Source organism: Streptomyces monticola, assembly GCF_042665355.1.
Lineage (GTDB): Bacteria > Actinomycetota > Actinomycetes > Streptomycetales > Streptomycetaceae > Streptomyces > Streptomyces monticola.
Window position 1 is genome coordinate 393,705 of the sequence record NZ_JBHTCF010000005.1, and the last position, 15,261, is coordinate 408,965.

The following is a 15,261-nucleotide window of genomic DNA, read 5'->3' on the forward strand; positions in this document are numbered from 1 at the left end:
CCGCCGCGCATGGGACGATGGAGCCTACGTATCGATCCGACCCGTGGCTGCAGAGAGCTGCAGACGTCTCAAGAATCAGGACCCTGCGTGCCCGCGACCCCTACGAATGTGCCTCAGCCGAGCCGTACCGACCCGGCGCTGATCCGCAATTTCTGCATCATCGCGCACATCGACCACGGCAAGTCCACGCTCGCCGACCGGATGCTCCAGCTGACCGGAGTGGTCGAACAGCGGCAGATGCGCGCTCAGTACCTCGACCGCATGGACATCGAGCGCGAGCGCGGCATCACCATCAAGTCCCAGGCGGTCCGTCTGCCCTGGGCGCCCACCGAGGGTGACGGTCAGGGCAAGACCCACATCCTCAACATGATCGACACCCCGGGCCACGTGGACTTCACGTACGAGGTGTCCCGCTCCCTGGCGGCCTGTGAGGGCACGATCCTCCTGGTCGACGCGGCACAGGGCATCGAGGCCCAGACCCTCGCCAACCTTTATCTGGCGATGGAGAACGACCTCCAGATCGTTCCGGTGCTCAACAAGATCGACCTGCCGGCGGCGCAGCCGGAGAAGTTCTCCGAGGAGCTGGCGAACCTCATCGGCTGCGACCCCGACGACGTCCTCAAGGTCTCCGCGAAGACCGGCGTCGGTGTGGACGCGCTCCTTGACCGCGTCGTGCAGCAGGTGCCCGCCCCGGTCGGCGTCCACGACGCCCCCGCCCGCGCGATGATCTTCGACTCGGTCTACGACTCCTACCGCGGCGTCGTCACCTACGTCCGGGTCGTCGACGGCCAGCTCAACAAGCGCGAGCGCATCCGGATGATGTCCACGGGCGCCACGCACGAGCTGCTCGAGATCGGCACCAACTCCCCGGAGATGCTGCCCGCCGACGGTCTCGCCGTCGGTGAGGTGGGCTATCTGATCACCGGCGTGAAGGACGTCCGCCAGTCCAAGGTCGGTGACACGATCACCACCCTCAGCAAGGGCGCCGAAGAGGCGCTCGGCGGCTACAAGGACCCGAAGCCGATGGTGTTCTCGGGCCTGTACCCGCTGGACGGCTCGGAGTACCCGGACCTGCGCGAGGCCCTGGACAAGCTGCAGCTCAACGACGCCGCGCTCACCTACGAGCCGGAGACCTCGGCAGCCCTCGGCTTCGGCTTCCGCGTCGGCTTCCTCGGCCTGCTGCACCTGGATGTGATCCGGGAGCGCCTGGAGCGCGAGTTCGGTCTCGACCTGATCGCCACCGCCCCCAACGTGGTCTACCGCGTGATCATGGAGGACGGCACCGAGCACACGGTCACCAACCCGAGCGAGTTCCCCGAGGGCAAGATCGACCAGGTCTTCGAGCCGGTCGTACGGGCCACGATCCTGGCCCCGTCCGAGTTCATCGGCTCGATCATGGAGCTCTGCCAGAACCGCCGCGGTGTGCTGCTCGGCATGGACTACCTCTCCGAGGACCGCGTCGAGATCCGCTACACGCTGCCCCTCGCGGAGATCGTCTTCGACTTCTTCGACCAGCTGAAGTCCAAGACCCGTGGCTATGCCTCGCTCGACTACGAGCCCACCGGCGAGCAGTCCGCGCAGCTCGTGAAGGTCGACATCCTGCTGCACGGCGACAAGGTCGACGCCTTCTCCGCCGTGACGCACAAGGACCAGGCCTACGCGTACGGCGTGCGGCTCGTGGCCAAGCTCAGGGAGCTCATCCCGCGCCAGGCCTTCGAGGTGCCCGTGCAGGCCGCCATCGGCTCCCGGGTCATCGCCCGCGAGACGATCCGCGCCATCCGCAAGGACGTCCTCGCCAAGTGCTACGGCGGTGACATCTCCCGTAAGCGCAAGCTCCTCGAGAAGCAGAAGGAGGGCAAGAAGCGCATGAAGATGGTGGGGTCCGTCGAGGTCCCGCAGGAGGCCTTCATCGCCGTCCTGTCCAGTGACGAGGGCCAGTCCAAGAAGAAGTAACCCCCGTCCGGGCCCAGGCTCCACGTCTGCGTGGGCCGCTTGGCCGACGAAAGGCGCTCGTCCTTCTACCGGACGGGCGCCTTTTGGTTTGATGTGAGAATTGGAAAAGCGCCTGCGGCATCCGGGTGATTGGGAAAAAAGCCGTTGCTCAAGAGTTTCCGCAGGCCGGGAGATCCCGTTACGAAGGGTGGCAGCGGCGTTCCGAGCGGCCAGCAAGACGCTCGGGCGGCACGACGGTCGTGACCGTGAAGGACGCCGCTTCGGAAAGGGATGCTGAAGTGAAGTACACGAAGGCTGCTGCGGTTGTTGCCGGTTCTATGATGGCCCTCGGTGCCGCTGCGCCCGCCATGGCGGACGACGTGGACAACGCCCCGGCCGGCAAGGACGACAGCCAGTTCGCCAACCTGGACACGGTCAACAAGAGCGAGGTCAACAACCCGCTGAAGGATGCGGACATCAACCTTGAGGCGCTCGTCGGCAAGGCGAGTGACGCCATCAAGGCCAAGCAGGACAGTGACCTGGGAACCACCGTCGGTGCCCCCGGCGCCAAGGCGGCTCCGGCCCCGATGCTCGGTGGTCTCCCCGCCACCGGCGCCCTGCCGATCGGCGGCTGATTGCCGCAGGCGCATACCCTGCCGTTTCCTCGAGCGGCGGCATGGTGAATTGAAGCGGGCCCGGCGCACATTGCGCCGGGCCCGCTTTCATTTGTGTGCCTAATGCTCTCTTAGGGCCCTTTGTGCGGGCGAATGAATTACAGCGGCCTGGTTCTTGGAATTGTGGCTAGAGTTTCAGTCTTTGAAGGAGGATGGCCATGAACACCAAGAACGTAATTGCGCGGGCACTGTTTGCTCTCATCGCGACACTGCTGCTGGTCGGCGGCGGAGCCTCGGCTGCCGTGGCGGACGACGGGCCGATGGTGCAGAGCGAGAGCCAGGTCGGTGTCGACGTCGGCGCGCTGGCCGAGATCGGCGTCAACAACGAGGTCAACGGGACCGACTCCCAGTCGGGTGTCTCGGTCGACGGGCCGGCCGGAATCTCCAGTGACCTGTCGAACCAGGCCGACGTCAACCTCGATCTCCTCGCCGACGTCGTCAGTGAGGTCGACCTCGGTCTCTGACCGGACCAGGACCCGCACCGGACTCGCACCGGACCCGTCGCGCACCTGCGCGGCGGGTCCGAGTCATGTCCGGTGTCTGTAGGAAGTGACAGGTCGCAGCCCCTTACGTGGCGGGCGCGGGCGCTCTACTCTGATCACTGCTCAAAGGTTACTCGCTAGTTAAACAATCGCACCCCAACGCCCCCTTCTCAGACAATCGCCCCCTTCGCCAACAGTCGCACGCACTGTCGCGGGCCCCGGAGGATGTCGTGAGCGACACACAGACACTGATCGAGAACCGTCCGCCCTCCGTGGCGACCCTCTTCCTGGAGCGCGTTGCCGCCACACCGGACGGTGAGGCCTACAGGTATCCCGTGCCGCCTGCCTCCGGCGAAGGGCCCGACGACTGGAAGTCGCTGAGCTGGGGACAGGCCGCCGAGCGGGTCTTCGCCATCGCGGCAGGCCTGATCGACCTGGGGATCGTGCCCGAGGAGCGGGTGGCGCTCGCCGCCGACACCCGGGTCGAGTGGATCCTCGCCGACCTCGGCATCCTGTGCGCGGGGGCGGCCACCACGACCGTGTACTCCTCGACCAACGCCGAGGAGTCCGCGTACATCCTGGCCGACTCCGGCAGCAAGGTGCTGATCGCGGAGAACGAGGAGCAGCTGGCCAAGGCGCGCGAGCGGCGCGCTGAGCTGCCGGACCTCAAGTACGTCGTGGTGATCGACGGCGACCACGGTCTCGCGACCGGTGACGACCCCGATGAGTGGGTGCTCTCGCTGGCCGATCTGGAGGCGCGCGGTGCCGCGTATCTGGAGAAGAACCCCGACGCCGTGAAGGAGCGGATCGGGGACATCACCAAGGACCAGCTGGCGACGCTGATCTACACCTCCGGGACCACCGGGCGGCCCAAGGGTGTGCGGCTTCCGCACGACAACTGGTCGTACATGGCGAAGGCGATCTCACAGACCGGGCTCATCGGGCCCGACGACGTGCAGTACCTGTGGCTGCCGCTCGCGCATGTCTTCGGCAAGGTGCTCACCAGCGGGCAGATCGAGGTCGGGCATGTGACCGCCGTGGACGGGCGGGTCGACAAGATCATCGAGAATCTTCCGGTGGTGCAGCCGACGTATATGGCCGCCGTGCCGCGGATCTTCGAGAAGGTCTACAACGGGGTCGCCGCCAAGGCCCGGGCCGGCGGCGGCGCCAAGTACAAGATCTTCCAGTGGGCGGCGGGCGTCGCCCGTGAGTACGCCAAGGTCACCCAGGACAACTTCCGCCGTACCGGCACCGCTTCGGCGCCCTTCGGGCTCGCCGCCAAGCACAAGGTCGCCGACACACTGGTGTACGGGAAGCTGCGGGAGGCCTTCGGCGGGCGGCTTCGGGCCTGTGTCTCCGGGTCGGCCGCGCTCGCACCGGAGATCGGCTACTTCTTCGCCGGCGCCGGCATCCACATCCTGGAGGGCTATGGACTCACCGAGTCCAGCGCCGCCTCCTTCGTCAACCCCGGCGAGGCGTACCGCACCGGCACCGTCGGCAAGCCGCTGCCCGGCACCGAGGTGCGGATCGCGGACGACGGCGAGATCCTGCTGCGCGGCCCCGGCATCATGGAGGGCTACCACGGGCTGCCCGAGAAGACCGGCGAAGTCCTGGAGAGCGACGGGTGGTTCCACACCGGTGACATCGGTGAGCTGTCCCCCGACGGCTATCTGCGGATCACCGACCGCAAGAAGGACCTGATCAAGACCTCCGGCGGCAAGTACATCGCGCCCGCAGAGGTCGAGGGCCAGTTCAAGGCCGTGTGCCCGTACGTCTCCAACATCCTGGTGCACGGCGCCGACCGGAACTTCTGCACCGCACTGATCGCCCTCGACGAGGCGGCGATCCTGGCCTGGGCCGAGGAGCAGGGCATCGGCGCCAAGTCGTACGCGGATGTCGTCGCCGACAAGCGGACGGTCGCGCTCGTCGACGGCTATGTGCAGGAGCTCAACCAGGGCCTGCAGCGCTGGCAGACCATCAAGAAGTTCCGGCTCCTGCCGCGTGACCTCGATGTCGAGCACGGGGAGCTGACGCCCAGCCTGAAGCTGAAGCGGCCGGTCGTCGAGCGGGAGTACCAGGGCCTGATCGACGACATGTATGCCGGGTCCGTGGAGAAGTAACGACTCTTCAGCGCGCGGGCGCGGCCCTAGAGGCCGCGCCCGCGCCGCATCTCGCTCAGCAGGGACTCCATCCGCGCCAGCTGGGCACGCAGATCGTCGAGGTCCGTGGGTTCCTCCTTGGCGAGCTGGTGCTCCACTGCGCCGATACGGGACGCCAGTTCCTCGAACTGCCGCTGCTCGCGCGCGAGCAGCCGCTCAAGTTCCTTGTTCTTGCGGTACAGATCGAGGAAGACGGTCACCTTGGCGCGCAGCACCCAGGGGTCGAAGGGCTTGGTCATGTAGTCGGCGGCGCCGGTCGCATAGCCACGGAAGGCATAGCCCGTGTCGGCGTCGGTGCCCGTCAGGAAGATGATGGGCACGTCCTTGGTCTGGTCGAGCCGCTTGATGTTCGCGGCGGTCTCGAAGCCGTCCATGCCGGGCATCCGGACATCGAGCAGAACGAGGGCGAAGGGCTGCCGCAGCAGCGCCTTCATCGCCTCCTCGCCCGAACGCGCCCGGATCAGCGGTTCGTTGAGCGACCCCAGGACGGCTTCGAGTGCGATCAGATTGTCCTCCATGTCATCGACGAGGAGGATGCTTGCGCGGTCTTCTGTCGAAACCTCAGTGCTCATAGCGATGATGCCTATTCGCTCGCCGGCGGGACGGCGGACTCCTCTTCGCCGCTCGCCCCTTCCGGTGTCTCTTGTTCTGTCTCTGTTTCTGTTTCTGCTTCCGCGCCGGCGGTCTGCTCGGTGAGTGCGCCCTCGGGATCCAGGAGGGCACACACCACGGTGAGCAGCTGGTCCACGTCCACCGGCTTGGGCACGTATTCATTGGCGCCGCCCGCGACGGCCTTCTCCCGGTCCCCGGGCATGGCCTTGGCGGTCAGCGCGATGATCGGGATGTCGGCGAGGCGGGGGGTGCGACGGATGACGGAGATCGTTTCGTAGCCGTCCATCTCCGGCATCATGATGTCCATCAGGACGAGCTCGATGGGTCCCGTCCCTTCCCGGTCGCTGCGCTCCAGGATCTCGATGGCCTCGCGGCCGTTCTCCGCGTAGAGCACGGGCATGCCCACCCGGCCGAGAACATGGGTGAGCGCGAACACATTGCGGATGTCGTCGTCCACGATCAGGACGCGGCGTCCGGGCAGCACCTCGCCGCCCCGGCCCGAGCGCCATGCCTCCAGCTTGGTCGGCGCCGGCCAGCCGTCCTCGCGGCCGTGTACCACCACCGAGTGCGCCGACGACTGCTCGGGCAGCTGCGGCGCCTGCGACGACGGTGCACGCTCACGCGCGGCCGACTCGGCTTCCGTGAGCGGGGGTTCCTGCGCCACCGGGATGTAGAGAGTGAAGGTCGAGCCCTTGCCGAGTTCGCTCTCGGCGACGATCCGGCCGCCGAGAAGCCCGGCGATCTCACGGCTGATGGACAGGCCGAGGCCGGTGCCGCCGTACTTGCGGTTGGTGGTGCCGTCGGCCTGCTGGAACGCCTCGAAGATCACCGGGAGTTTCTCCCGCGGAATGCCGATACCGGTGTCGGTGACGGCGAAGGCCAGAAGGTCATGGCCGCCGTCGAGGACCCGCCGCTCCGCAGCGGGGACCCGGCGGACGCGCAGCTCCACCTTGCCGCTCGCGGTGAACTTCACCGCGTTCGACAGGAGGTTGCGCAGGATCTGCTGCAGCCGCTGCTCGTCCGAGTAGATCTCGCGCGGCACGCTGTCGCCCACCCCCACGTCGAAGGCGAGCCCGCGGTCGAGGGTGAGGGGGCGGAACGTGGCGTGCACATAGTCGAGGAGCTTGATGAGGGGGAGCTTCTTGGGGCGTACGTCCATCCGGCCCGCCTCGATCTTCGACAGGTCCAGGATGTCGTTGATCAGCTGGAGCAGGTCGGAACCCGAGCGGTGGATGGTCGTCGCGAACTGGACCTCCTGGTCGTTGAGATGGCCCTCCGGGTTGTCGGAGAGCAGCCGGGCGAGGATGAGCAGGGAGTTCAGCGGCGTCCGCAGCTCGTGCGACATATTGGCCAGGAACTCCGACTTGTACTGCGAGGAGGTGGCGAGCAGGGCCGCCTTCTCCTCCAGCTCGGCGTTGGAGCGCTGCAACTCGGCCTGCTGGCGCTGGAGTTCCTCGGTGCGCTCCTGCAGCTGCAGGGCGAGCCGCTGGGACTCGCCTAGCAGGGACTCGGTGCGGGAGTTGGCGATGATGGTGTTGATGGCGACGCCGATGGTGTTCACGAACTGGTCGAAGAACGCCAGGTGGACATCGGAGAAGCGGGAGAACGTGGCCAGTTCGATCACACCGAGGAGACGGTCCTCGAAGAGGATCGGGATGATGACCACGCTCTTCGGCGCCGCCTCGCCGAGCCCCGACTCGATCTTGATGTAGTCCGGCGGCGCATCCTCCACCAGGATCCGCTTCTTCTCCAGGGCGGCCTGCCGCACCAGGCCGTGCACCGGCATCCCGCCGGTGTCGATGACCGCGCCCCGCGCCGATCCGTACCCCGCGATGAAGGCGAGCCCCTTGGACGGTCCGGAGGCGGGCCGCTGGGCGCCGTCCTCCTCGGTCGCGGCCAGGAAGAACGCGCCGTACTGGGCGTTCACCAGCGGGGTCAGCTCGCGCAGGATCAGGTCGGCGACCTCCATCAGATCGCGATGGCCCTGCATCAGCGCGGCCAGACGGGCCAGATTGGACTCCAGCCAGTCCTTGGCGCGGGTGGTCTCGCGCAGATTGGACACCATCAGGTTGATGTTGTCCTTGAGCTCGGCGACCTCGCCGCTCGCCTCCACCGTGATGGCGCGGGTCATATCGCCCTGCGTCACGGACGAGGCGACCTCGGCGATCGCGCGGACCTGCGTGGTGAGGTTGGAGGCGAGTTCATTCACATTGGTGGTCAGGCGCTTCCAGGTGCCGAAGACGCCCTCGACCCTGGCCTGGCCGCCCAACTGGCCCTCGCTGCCCACCTCGCGGGCCACCCGGGTCACCTCGGAGGCGAAGGAGGAGAGCGTGTCCACCATGGTGTTGATGGTGGTCTTCAGCTCCAGGATCTCGCCGCGCGCATCCACGTCGATCTTCTTCGACAGATCGCCCTGGGCCACCGACGTCGCGACCTGGGCGATATTGCGTACCTGTGAAGTCAGGTTGGACGCCATGTAGTTGACGTTGTCCGTCAGATCGCGCCACACCCCGGAGATGCCCCGCACCTGGGCCTGGCCGCCGAGCCTGCCGTCCGTGCCGACCTCGCGGGCGACCCGGGTGACCTCGTCGGCGAAGGCGCGCAGCTGGTCCACCATCGTGTTGACGGTGTCCTTGAGCTCCAGGATCTCGCCCCGGGCGTCGACGGTGATCTTCTTGGACAGATCGCCGTTGGCGACGGCCGTGGTGACCTGGGCGATATTGCGTACCTGTGAAGTCAGGTTGGACGCCATGAAGTTGACGTTGTCCGTCAGCTCCTCCCACACCCCGGAGACACCGCGGACCTGGGCCTGGCCGCCGAGGTTGCCCTCGGTGCCGACCTCGCGGGCGACGCGCGTGACCTCGCCGGCGAAGGCGGACAGCTGGTCCACCATGGTGTTGATGGTCGACTTCAGCTCCAGGATCTCGCCGCGCGCCTCCACCGTGATCTTCTTGCCGAGGTCGCCCTGCGCCACCGCCGTCGACACCTGGGCGATATTGCGCACCTGGGCGGTGAGGTTGGACGCCATGTAGTTGACGTTGTCGGTGAGGTCCTTCCATACGCCGGAGACGCCGCGGACCTGGGCCTGGCCGCCGAGGTTGCCCTCGGTGCCGACCTCGCGGGCGACGCGTGTGACCTCGTCGGCGAAGGCGGACAGCTGGTCCACCATGGTGTTCACCGTGAGCTTGAGCTCCAGGATCTCGCCGCGGGCGTCGACGGTGATCTTCTGCGACAGGTCTCCGTTGGCGACGGCCGTGGTGACCTGGGCGATATTGCGTACCTGTGAAGTCAGGTTGGACGCCATGAAGTTGACGTTGTCGGTGAGGTCCTTCCATACGCCGGAGACGCCGCGGACCTGGGCCCGGCCGCCCAGCTGGCCCTCGGTGCCGACCTCGCGGGCGACGCGCGTGACCTCGTCGGCGAAGGCGGACAGCTGCTCCACCATGGTGTTCACCGTGAGCTTCAGCTCCAGGAGCTCACCGGTCGCCTCGACGGTGACCGTGCGGGTCAGGTCGCCGCTCGCCACGGAGGTCGTGACCGCCGCGATGTCCCGGACCTGGGCGGTGAGGCGGCCCGCCATCGCGTTGACGGCCTCCCCGACGTCCCGCCAACTCCCGGACAGGCCCTGCACCTTGGCGCGGCCGCCGAGCCGCCCCTCGGTGCCGACCTCGCGGGCGACCCGGGTGACCTCGCCGGTGAACAGGGACAGCTGGTCGACCATCTTGTTCACCGCGCGGCCCAGATGGCGCAGGTCGCCGCGGAGCTGGCGGCTGCCGTCGTGCAGGTCGACGCGCTGGGTGAGATCGCCGCCCGCCACCGCGTCGAGCACCCGGGTGGCGTTCGCGGCCGGTGCGACCAGGGCGTCCACCAGGGAGTTGGCGTCGTCTATCGCCGTGGCCCAGGCGCCGTGGCCCGGGGACGCGGCGAGCCGCTCGTCGAGGTGGCCGTGCCGGACGACCTCACGGCGCAGCCGGGCGATCTCGGTGGCCATATGCAGGGTGCGGTCGGCGATCTGGTTGAAGACAGCCGCCAGTTCGGCTGGAATCCCCTCCGCGCCTTCGGGTACCCGAACCTTGAAGTCACCGTCACGCAGCCCCGTCATGGCAGCCAGTAGCGGACGGATCTCCTCTGCCCGGAACTGACCGCTTCCGAGCGCGGGCGTAGCACGATTTTCACTCATGGCGGCCCACTTCAGTAACTCGGTGCTTATGAGCGAGGCCAGTCTGTCACTCTGTCCTCATCGCCTGAGAGGCATTTGCCCGAACTGCTCAGGAGCTGCAAACGTGGGGTCGATTCCAATGCAGCGGGAGACCGTATTTCAGGGTTCTCGCGCCTCTTCTCCGCCCGGTTTCCGGGACGCACGCGCTTGCGCGAGCACCACGCTGCCCGGCAACCCGATGGCGCCGGGCGCCGCCCGTCGCTTCGTGCGGGCCGCGCTCGCCGACTGGACGGAAACGGGTCAGCCCGCGTCCATAGGAATCACGGAACGCCTGGCCGACGACGCCGTGGTGCTGGTCAGCGAACTCGTCACCAACGCCGTGGTGCACGCCGGCACCAACGTCGAGCTGACCTGCCGCATGGAGTACGCCGGGGAGAGCGCCGACGGCGAAGGCACCTCCCTGGTCCTCGAGGTCTCCGACCACCATCCTGCCCGCGCCGTGCGCGGCGAGAACCCCAAGCGGTCCGCGGACTCCGTCGAGTACGGCCGCGGACTGCAACTGGTCTCCTGCCTCTCCGAATCCTGGGGCATCACCTACCGCACCGGCACCAAGACCGTCTGGGCGCGGCTGCCCGTCGACGGAGTCGAGGCCGCCCGGCAGATCGAGGCCTACGCCGGTGAGCAGGCCCTGGAGCGCGGCCTGCGGGTCGTCGAGATCCTCGACCCCACGCCCAACCGGGTCCGCGAGGCCGGGGAATGGGGCCACCGCGGCGCCCTCACCTTCCTCGCCGAAGCCTCCGACCTGCTCGCCGGGCAGCTGGACGAGGACATGGTCGCCGCGCTCTCGGGCCAGCTGCTCGTGCCGCGCCTGGCCGACTGGTGCGCCGTGTGGCTCGACGACGAGACCGGCCCGCGGGTCAGGTCCGAGGGCAGCGCCGCGCTCGTACCCCGCCTCGCCCGCGTCTGGCACACCAGCGAGAACCGCATCGAGGAGCTGCGCCGTCTCCTCGAAAAGGACCCGCCGCGCCACCAGGGCCCCCTGCACGGCGGTGCCGTCCCCGTCCCGTGGCCCGCCGACGGCCCCATCGACACGGGCGGCACGGCCCTCGCGTACCGCCTGATCGCCGGTGGCCGCGGACTCGGCACGCTGATGGTCGGACGGGCCGGTCTCGCACGCTTCCCCGACGAAGTCACCGGTCTCCTGGAGGACTTCAGCCGCCGCGTCGCCCTCGCGATCGGCGCCGCGCGGCAGTACACCCGGCAGGCCACCATCAGCCGCATCCTGCAGCGCGGACTGCTGCCGAGCTACGTCGCCCAGGTCCCCGGCGTGGAGAGCGCGCTCGTCTACGAACCGCGGGACAAGGGCCTCGCGGGCGGCGACTTCTACGACGTGTTCCCCGCGGCTGACGGCCGCTGGTGCTTCGCACTCGGCGACGTCTGCGGCAACGGCCCGGAGGCAGCCGTCGTCACCGGCCTCGCCCGCCCCTGGCTGCGCCTGCTCGCCCGCGAGGGCTACCAGGTGGCCGATGTGCTCAGCCGCCTCAACCGCGCCCTCCTCGACGACGCCATGGAGGCAGCCGAGGCCGCCGCCCGCGCGGTGGCCGCCGCGGGTATCGACGGCCTGGTCGACGACGGCTCGCCCACCCGCTTCCTGTCCGTCCTGTACGGCGAGCTGGTCCCCACCGACGAAGGCGTGCGCTGCACTCTGGCCTGCGCCGGGCATCCGCTGCCGCTGGTGCTCAGCCCCGACGGCAAGGTGCGCGCCGTGGCCGATCCGCAGGTTCTGCTCGGTGTCATGGATGACGTGGCATATACCAGCGAAACCTTCCTTCTGGCTCCGGGCGAGACCCTGCTCTGTGTCACCGACGGCGTCACCGAGCGCCGCAGCGGGCCGCGCCAGTTCGACGACGATGACGGCCTCGCCCAGGCGCTCGCGAGCTGCGCCGGTCTGAGCGCACCCCTCGTCGCGGAGCGGATCAGGCGCCTGGTGCACGACTTCTCGGAGGTGCCGTCGGACGACGACCTGGCGCTGCTTGTGCTGCAGGCGAGGTAGCGCCGGCTTCGCCTCCCGGGCCCCAGGTCGCTGCGGGCCCCTGCGCGCTGCGGCCCCTGCGCGCTGCGGCCCCCTGAGTGCTCCGGGCCTCTGAGCGCTCCGGGCGTACGGGAGAATGGAGGGCATGCCCTCCGTACTCCCCGATGGTGAGCCCGTGCCCGCTGACGGGTCGCTGCCCCCGCACGCCCTGGCCGACGCGGCGTCGCGCCCCCTCGGGTTCTATCTGCACATCCCGTACTGCGCCACGCGCTGCGGCTACTGCGACTTCAACACCTACACCGCGAGCGAGCTGCGCGGCTCCGGCGGTGCGCTCGCCTCGCGCGACAACTACGCGGACCACTTGATCGAGGAGATCAGGCTCGCCCGCAAGGTGCTCGGCGACGACCCGCGCAGTGTGCAGACCGTCTTCGTCGGAGGCGGCACGCCGACGCTGCTGCCGGCCGCCGACCTGGTGCGGGTGCTCGGCGCGGTCCGTGCGGAGTTCGGGCTTGCGCCCGGCGCGGAAGTCACCACGGAGGCCAACCCCGAGTCGGTCGGCCCCGCCTATCTCGAAGAGCTGCGCGGCGGCGGCTTCAACCGGATGTCGTTCGGTATGCAGAGCGCACGGCAGCACGTCCTGAAGGTCCTCGACCGTACGCATACGCCGGGGCGCCCCGAGGCCTGCGTCGCGGAGGCGCGGGCGGCGGGCTTCGACCATGTCAACCTCGACCTGATCTACGGCACGCCGGGGGAGTCCGACGACGACTGGCGGGCCTCCCTCGAAGCGGCGATCGGTGCGGGACCCGACCACGTGTCCGCGTACGCCCTGATCGTCGAGGAAGGCACCCAGCTGGCCCGGCGGATCCGGCGCGGGGAAGTCCCGATGACGGACGACGACGTGCACGCGGACCGGTATCTGATCGCCGACTCGATGCTGGCCGAGGCGGGTTTCTCCTGGTACGAGGTGTCCAACTGGGCCACCACGGACGCCGGGCGCTGCCTGCACAACGAGCTGTACTGGCGGGGCGCCGACTGGTGGGGCGCGGGTCCCGGCGCCCACTCCCACGTGGGCGGGGTGCGCTGGTGGAACGTCAAGCACCCCGGCGCGTATGCGCAGGCGCTCGCCGGTGGCGGGTCGCCGGGGGCGGGGCGTGAGGTGCTGTCGGAGGAGGACCGGCGGGTGGAGCGGGTGCTGCTGGAGCTTCGGCTGCGGGAGGGGTGTCCGCTGTCGTTGCTGCGGGCCGCGGGGCTCGAGGCCGCCGGGCGTGCGCTGGCGGATGGGCTCTTGGAGGCCGGGCCCTACGAGGACGGGCGGGCCGTGCTCACCCTGCGGGGGCGGTTGCTGGCCGATGCGGTGGTACGGGATCTGGTGGACTGACCCAGAGGGCTTCTTTCTCCCCGCCCCGCCCCTTCCCGATGTCCTGCGGACAGCCTGGGGGGGTGCGCCCCCTTGCCCCCCGGTCGCCCTCCGGGCTCGTCCTCAATCTCCCCCAGCTACCGCTGGGAGGTGCCCCCGGACGGGCTCAATCTGTCGTCACGAAATCGATCAACTCCTCCACCCGGCCCAGGAGTTCGGGCTCCAGGTCCCGGTACGACGACACCCGGCCCAGGATGTGCTGCCAGGCCGCGCCCGTGTTCTCGGGCCAGCCGAGGGAGCGGCACACTCCCGTCTTCCAGTCCTGGCCCCGTGGGATCCTCGGCCAGGCCTTGATGCCGACCGACGACGGCTTCACGGCCTCCCAGATGTCGATGTAGGGGTGGCCGACGATCAGGGCGTGGTCGCTGGTGACGGACTGCGCGATCCTCGACTCCTTCGAGCCGGGGACCAAGTGGTCGACCAGGACTCCGAGGCGGGCGTCCGCGTCCGGGGCGAACTCGGCGACGATCGCGGGCAGGTCGTCGATGCCCTCCAGGTACTCCACCACGACGCCTTCGATGCGCAGATCGTCGCCCCAGACCTTCTCCACCAGCTCCGCGTCGTGCCGGCCCTCGACGTAGATACGGCCCGCGCGGGCGACGCGGGCCCGGGCGCCGGGGACGGCGACCGAACCGGAGGCGGTGCGCGTGGGGCGTACCGGAGCTGCGGCGGTGGGGCGGACCAGGGTGACCACGCGGCCCTCCAGGAGGAAACCGCGGGGTTCGAGCGGGAAGACCCGGTGCTTGCCGAAGCGGTCCTCCAGGGTCACCGTGCCCGCCTCGCAGCGGATCACGGCGCCGCAGAAGCCGGTGGTGACCTCCTCCACGACCAGATCGCGGTCGGCGGCCACCTCGGGGGCGGGCTGCTTCCGCTTCTTCCAGGGCGGGGTGAGGTCGGGGCTGTAGCTGCGCATTCGGCCGACGATAGGAAGTAAGGGCGGACGGCTGGTCACGACACGCCGTGACGTGTGGCCAGAGCATCGCGCTGTGCACGGACAAAGGCCGCGTTCACCACCGAACCATGCCCGGGTACGTACAGCGCGTCCGCGCCGCCGAGTTCGAGGAGCCGGTCGAGCGCGTGCGGCCACTGGGTCGGCAGCGCGTCCGGGCCCGACTGTGGCTCACCGGACTCCTCGACCAGGTCGCCGCAGAAGACGATCTCGGGGGAGCCGTCGGTGCCGGGTACGAGGACGGCGAGGTCATGGCCCGTGTGGCCGGGGCCGACGTTCGCGAGCAGCACCCGCGTTCCGCCGCCCAGGTCGAGCGTCCACTCGCCGCACACCAGGTGATGCGGGTGCACGAGAAGGTCGGCGGCCTCGCCCGCCGCGTGCCGGTCGACGCCATGGCGCACCGCGTCCGCGGCCAGCTCGTCGCGGCCGCGCTCGAAGACCGTGTCGATGCCCACCGCCCCGTACACCTCCACGCCGGAGAAGGCCGCGGCCCCCAGGACATGGTCGAAGTGCGGATGGGTGAGCGCGACGTGGGTGACGCGGGCGCCGCCGAGCAGGCCCCTGGCCTGGGTGCGCAGCTCTGCACCCTCCCGCAGCGTCGAGCCGGTGTCGATCATCAGGGCCGCGTCCGCGCCCGCGACCAGGCCCACCGTGCAGTCCCAGACCGGCAGCCGACGCCGGGCGACGGCGGGGGACAGCTGTTCCCAGTCGGACGCGTACGGCTCTTCCCAAGTCAACCGCATAGGGAGACGCTAACCCCGCGCGCGTGGCCTGGCACGGCCTTGGTGCCACCGCCCTTGCCGGGCCTGTACTGTCCGGCCGTACACTGGGCCGGTGCAATGCTG

The 15,261-nt window shown here is 69.2% G+C and carries 10 protein-coding genes; 6 read left to right on the forward strand and 4 right to left on the reverse strand.

The window, feature by feature from the left end:
- Positions 1 to 87: 87 nt before the first annotated feature.
- The 4 genes from lepA to ACFQVC_RS15390 all read left to right on the forward strand — a co-directional run bounded on the left by lepA (position 88) and on the right by ACFQVC_RS15390 (position 5,208).
- Positions 88 to 1,953 (forward strand): translation elongation factor 4, encoded by a 1,866-nt coding sequence (gene lepA / locus ACFQVC_RS15375; protein WP_381830941.1) that lies wholly within the window; start codon positions 88 to 90, stop codon positions 1,951 to 1,953.
- A 245-nt stretch (positions 1,954 to 2,198) separates the two neighbouring features.
- The gene (locus ACFQVC_RS15380; RefSeq protein WP_381830942.1) at positions 2,199 to 2,567 is read left to right on the forward strand and encodes a hypothetical protein; all 369 of its coding nucleotides are present in this window, start codon (positions 2,199 to 2,201) and stop codon (positions 2,565 to 2,567) included.
- Between the two features lie 197 nt (positions 2,568 to 2,764).
- A complete protein-coding gene (locus ACFQVC_RS15385) occupies positions 2,765 to 3,070 on the forward strand; it encodes a hypothetical protein (RefSeq protein WP_381830943.1) in 306 nt (101 codons plus the stop codon).
- Positions 3,071 to 3,318: 248 nt separating this feature from the next.
- Entirely contained in the window at positions 3,319 to 5,208 is a 1,890-nt protein-coding gene (locus tag ACFQVC_RS15390) for an AMP-dependent synthetase/ligase (RefSeq protein ID WP_381830944.1), read from the forward strand.
- 26 nt (positions 5,209 to 5,234) lie between these two features.
- Here the strand turns inward: ACFQVC_RS15390 and ACFQVC_RS15395 are convergent, their stop codons facing one another.
- Both ACFQVC_RS15395 and ACFQVC_RS15400 read right to left on the reverse strand, forming a co-directional pair.
- Positions 5,235 to 5,819, reverse strand: coding sequence for a response regulator (locus tag ACFQVC_RS15395; RefSeq protein ID WP_381830945.1), 585 nt, complete (start codon positions 5,817 to 5,819; stop codon positions 5,235 to 5,237).
- Positions 5,820 to 5,830: 11 nt separating this feature from the next.
- Entirely contained in the window at positions 5,831 to 9,961 is a 4,131-nt protein-coding gene (locus tag ACFQVC_RS15400; protein WP_381830946.1) for a HAMP domain-containing protein, read from the reverse strand.
- Between the two features lie 196 nt (positions 9,962 to 10,157).
- Between ACFQVC_RS15400 and ACFQVC_RS15405 the strand changes: the two genes are divergently transcribed.
- Together ACFQVC_RS15405 and hemW are read left to right on the forward strand one after the other, a co-directional pair.
- Positions 10,158 to 12,071, forward strand: coding sequence for a SpoIIE family protein phosphatase (locus tag ACFQVC_RS15405; protein WP_381831066.1), 1,914 nt, complete (start codon positions 10,158 to 10,160; stop codon positions 12,069 to 12,071).
- Positions 12,072 to 12,186: 115 nt separating this feature from the next.
- Complete coding sequence (gene hemW / locus ACFQVC_RS15410) at positions 12,187 to 13,428, forward strand: radical SAM family heme chaperone HemW (protein WP_381830947.1); 1,242 nt, start codon at positions 12,187 to 12,189, stop codon at positions 13,426 to 13,428.
- 145 nt (positions 13,429 to 13,573) lie between these two features.
- On the opposite strand, the gene ACFQVC_RS15415 is transcribed toward hemW, so the two are convergent.
- Together ACFQVC_RS15415 and ACFQVC_RS15420 are read right to left on the reverse strand one after the other, a co-directional pair.
- Positions 13,574 to 14,380, reverse strand: a complete 807-nt coding sequence (locus ACFQVC_RS15415; protein WP_381830948.1) for a DUF3097 domain-containing protein — start codon at positions 14,378 to 14,380, stop codon at positions 13,574 to 13,576.
- Positions 14,381 to 14,415: 35 nt separating this feature from the next.
- Positions 14,416 to 15,159: an MBL fold metallo-hydrolase gene (locus ACFQVC_RS15420; protein ID WP_381830949.1), complete on the reverse strand. Its 744-nt coding sequence runs from the start codon at positions 15,157 to 15,159 to the stop codon at positions 14,416 to 14,418.
- Positions 15,160 to 15,261: the final 102 nt, after the last annotated feature.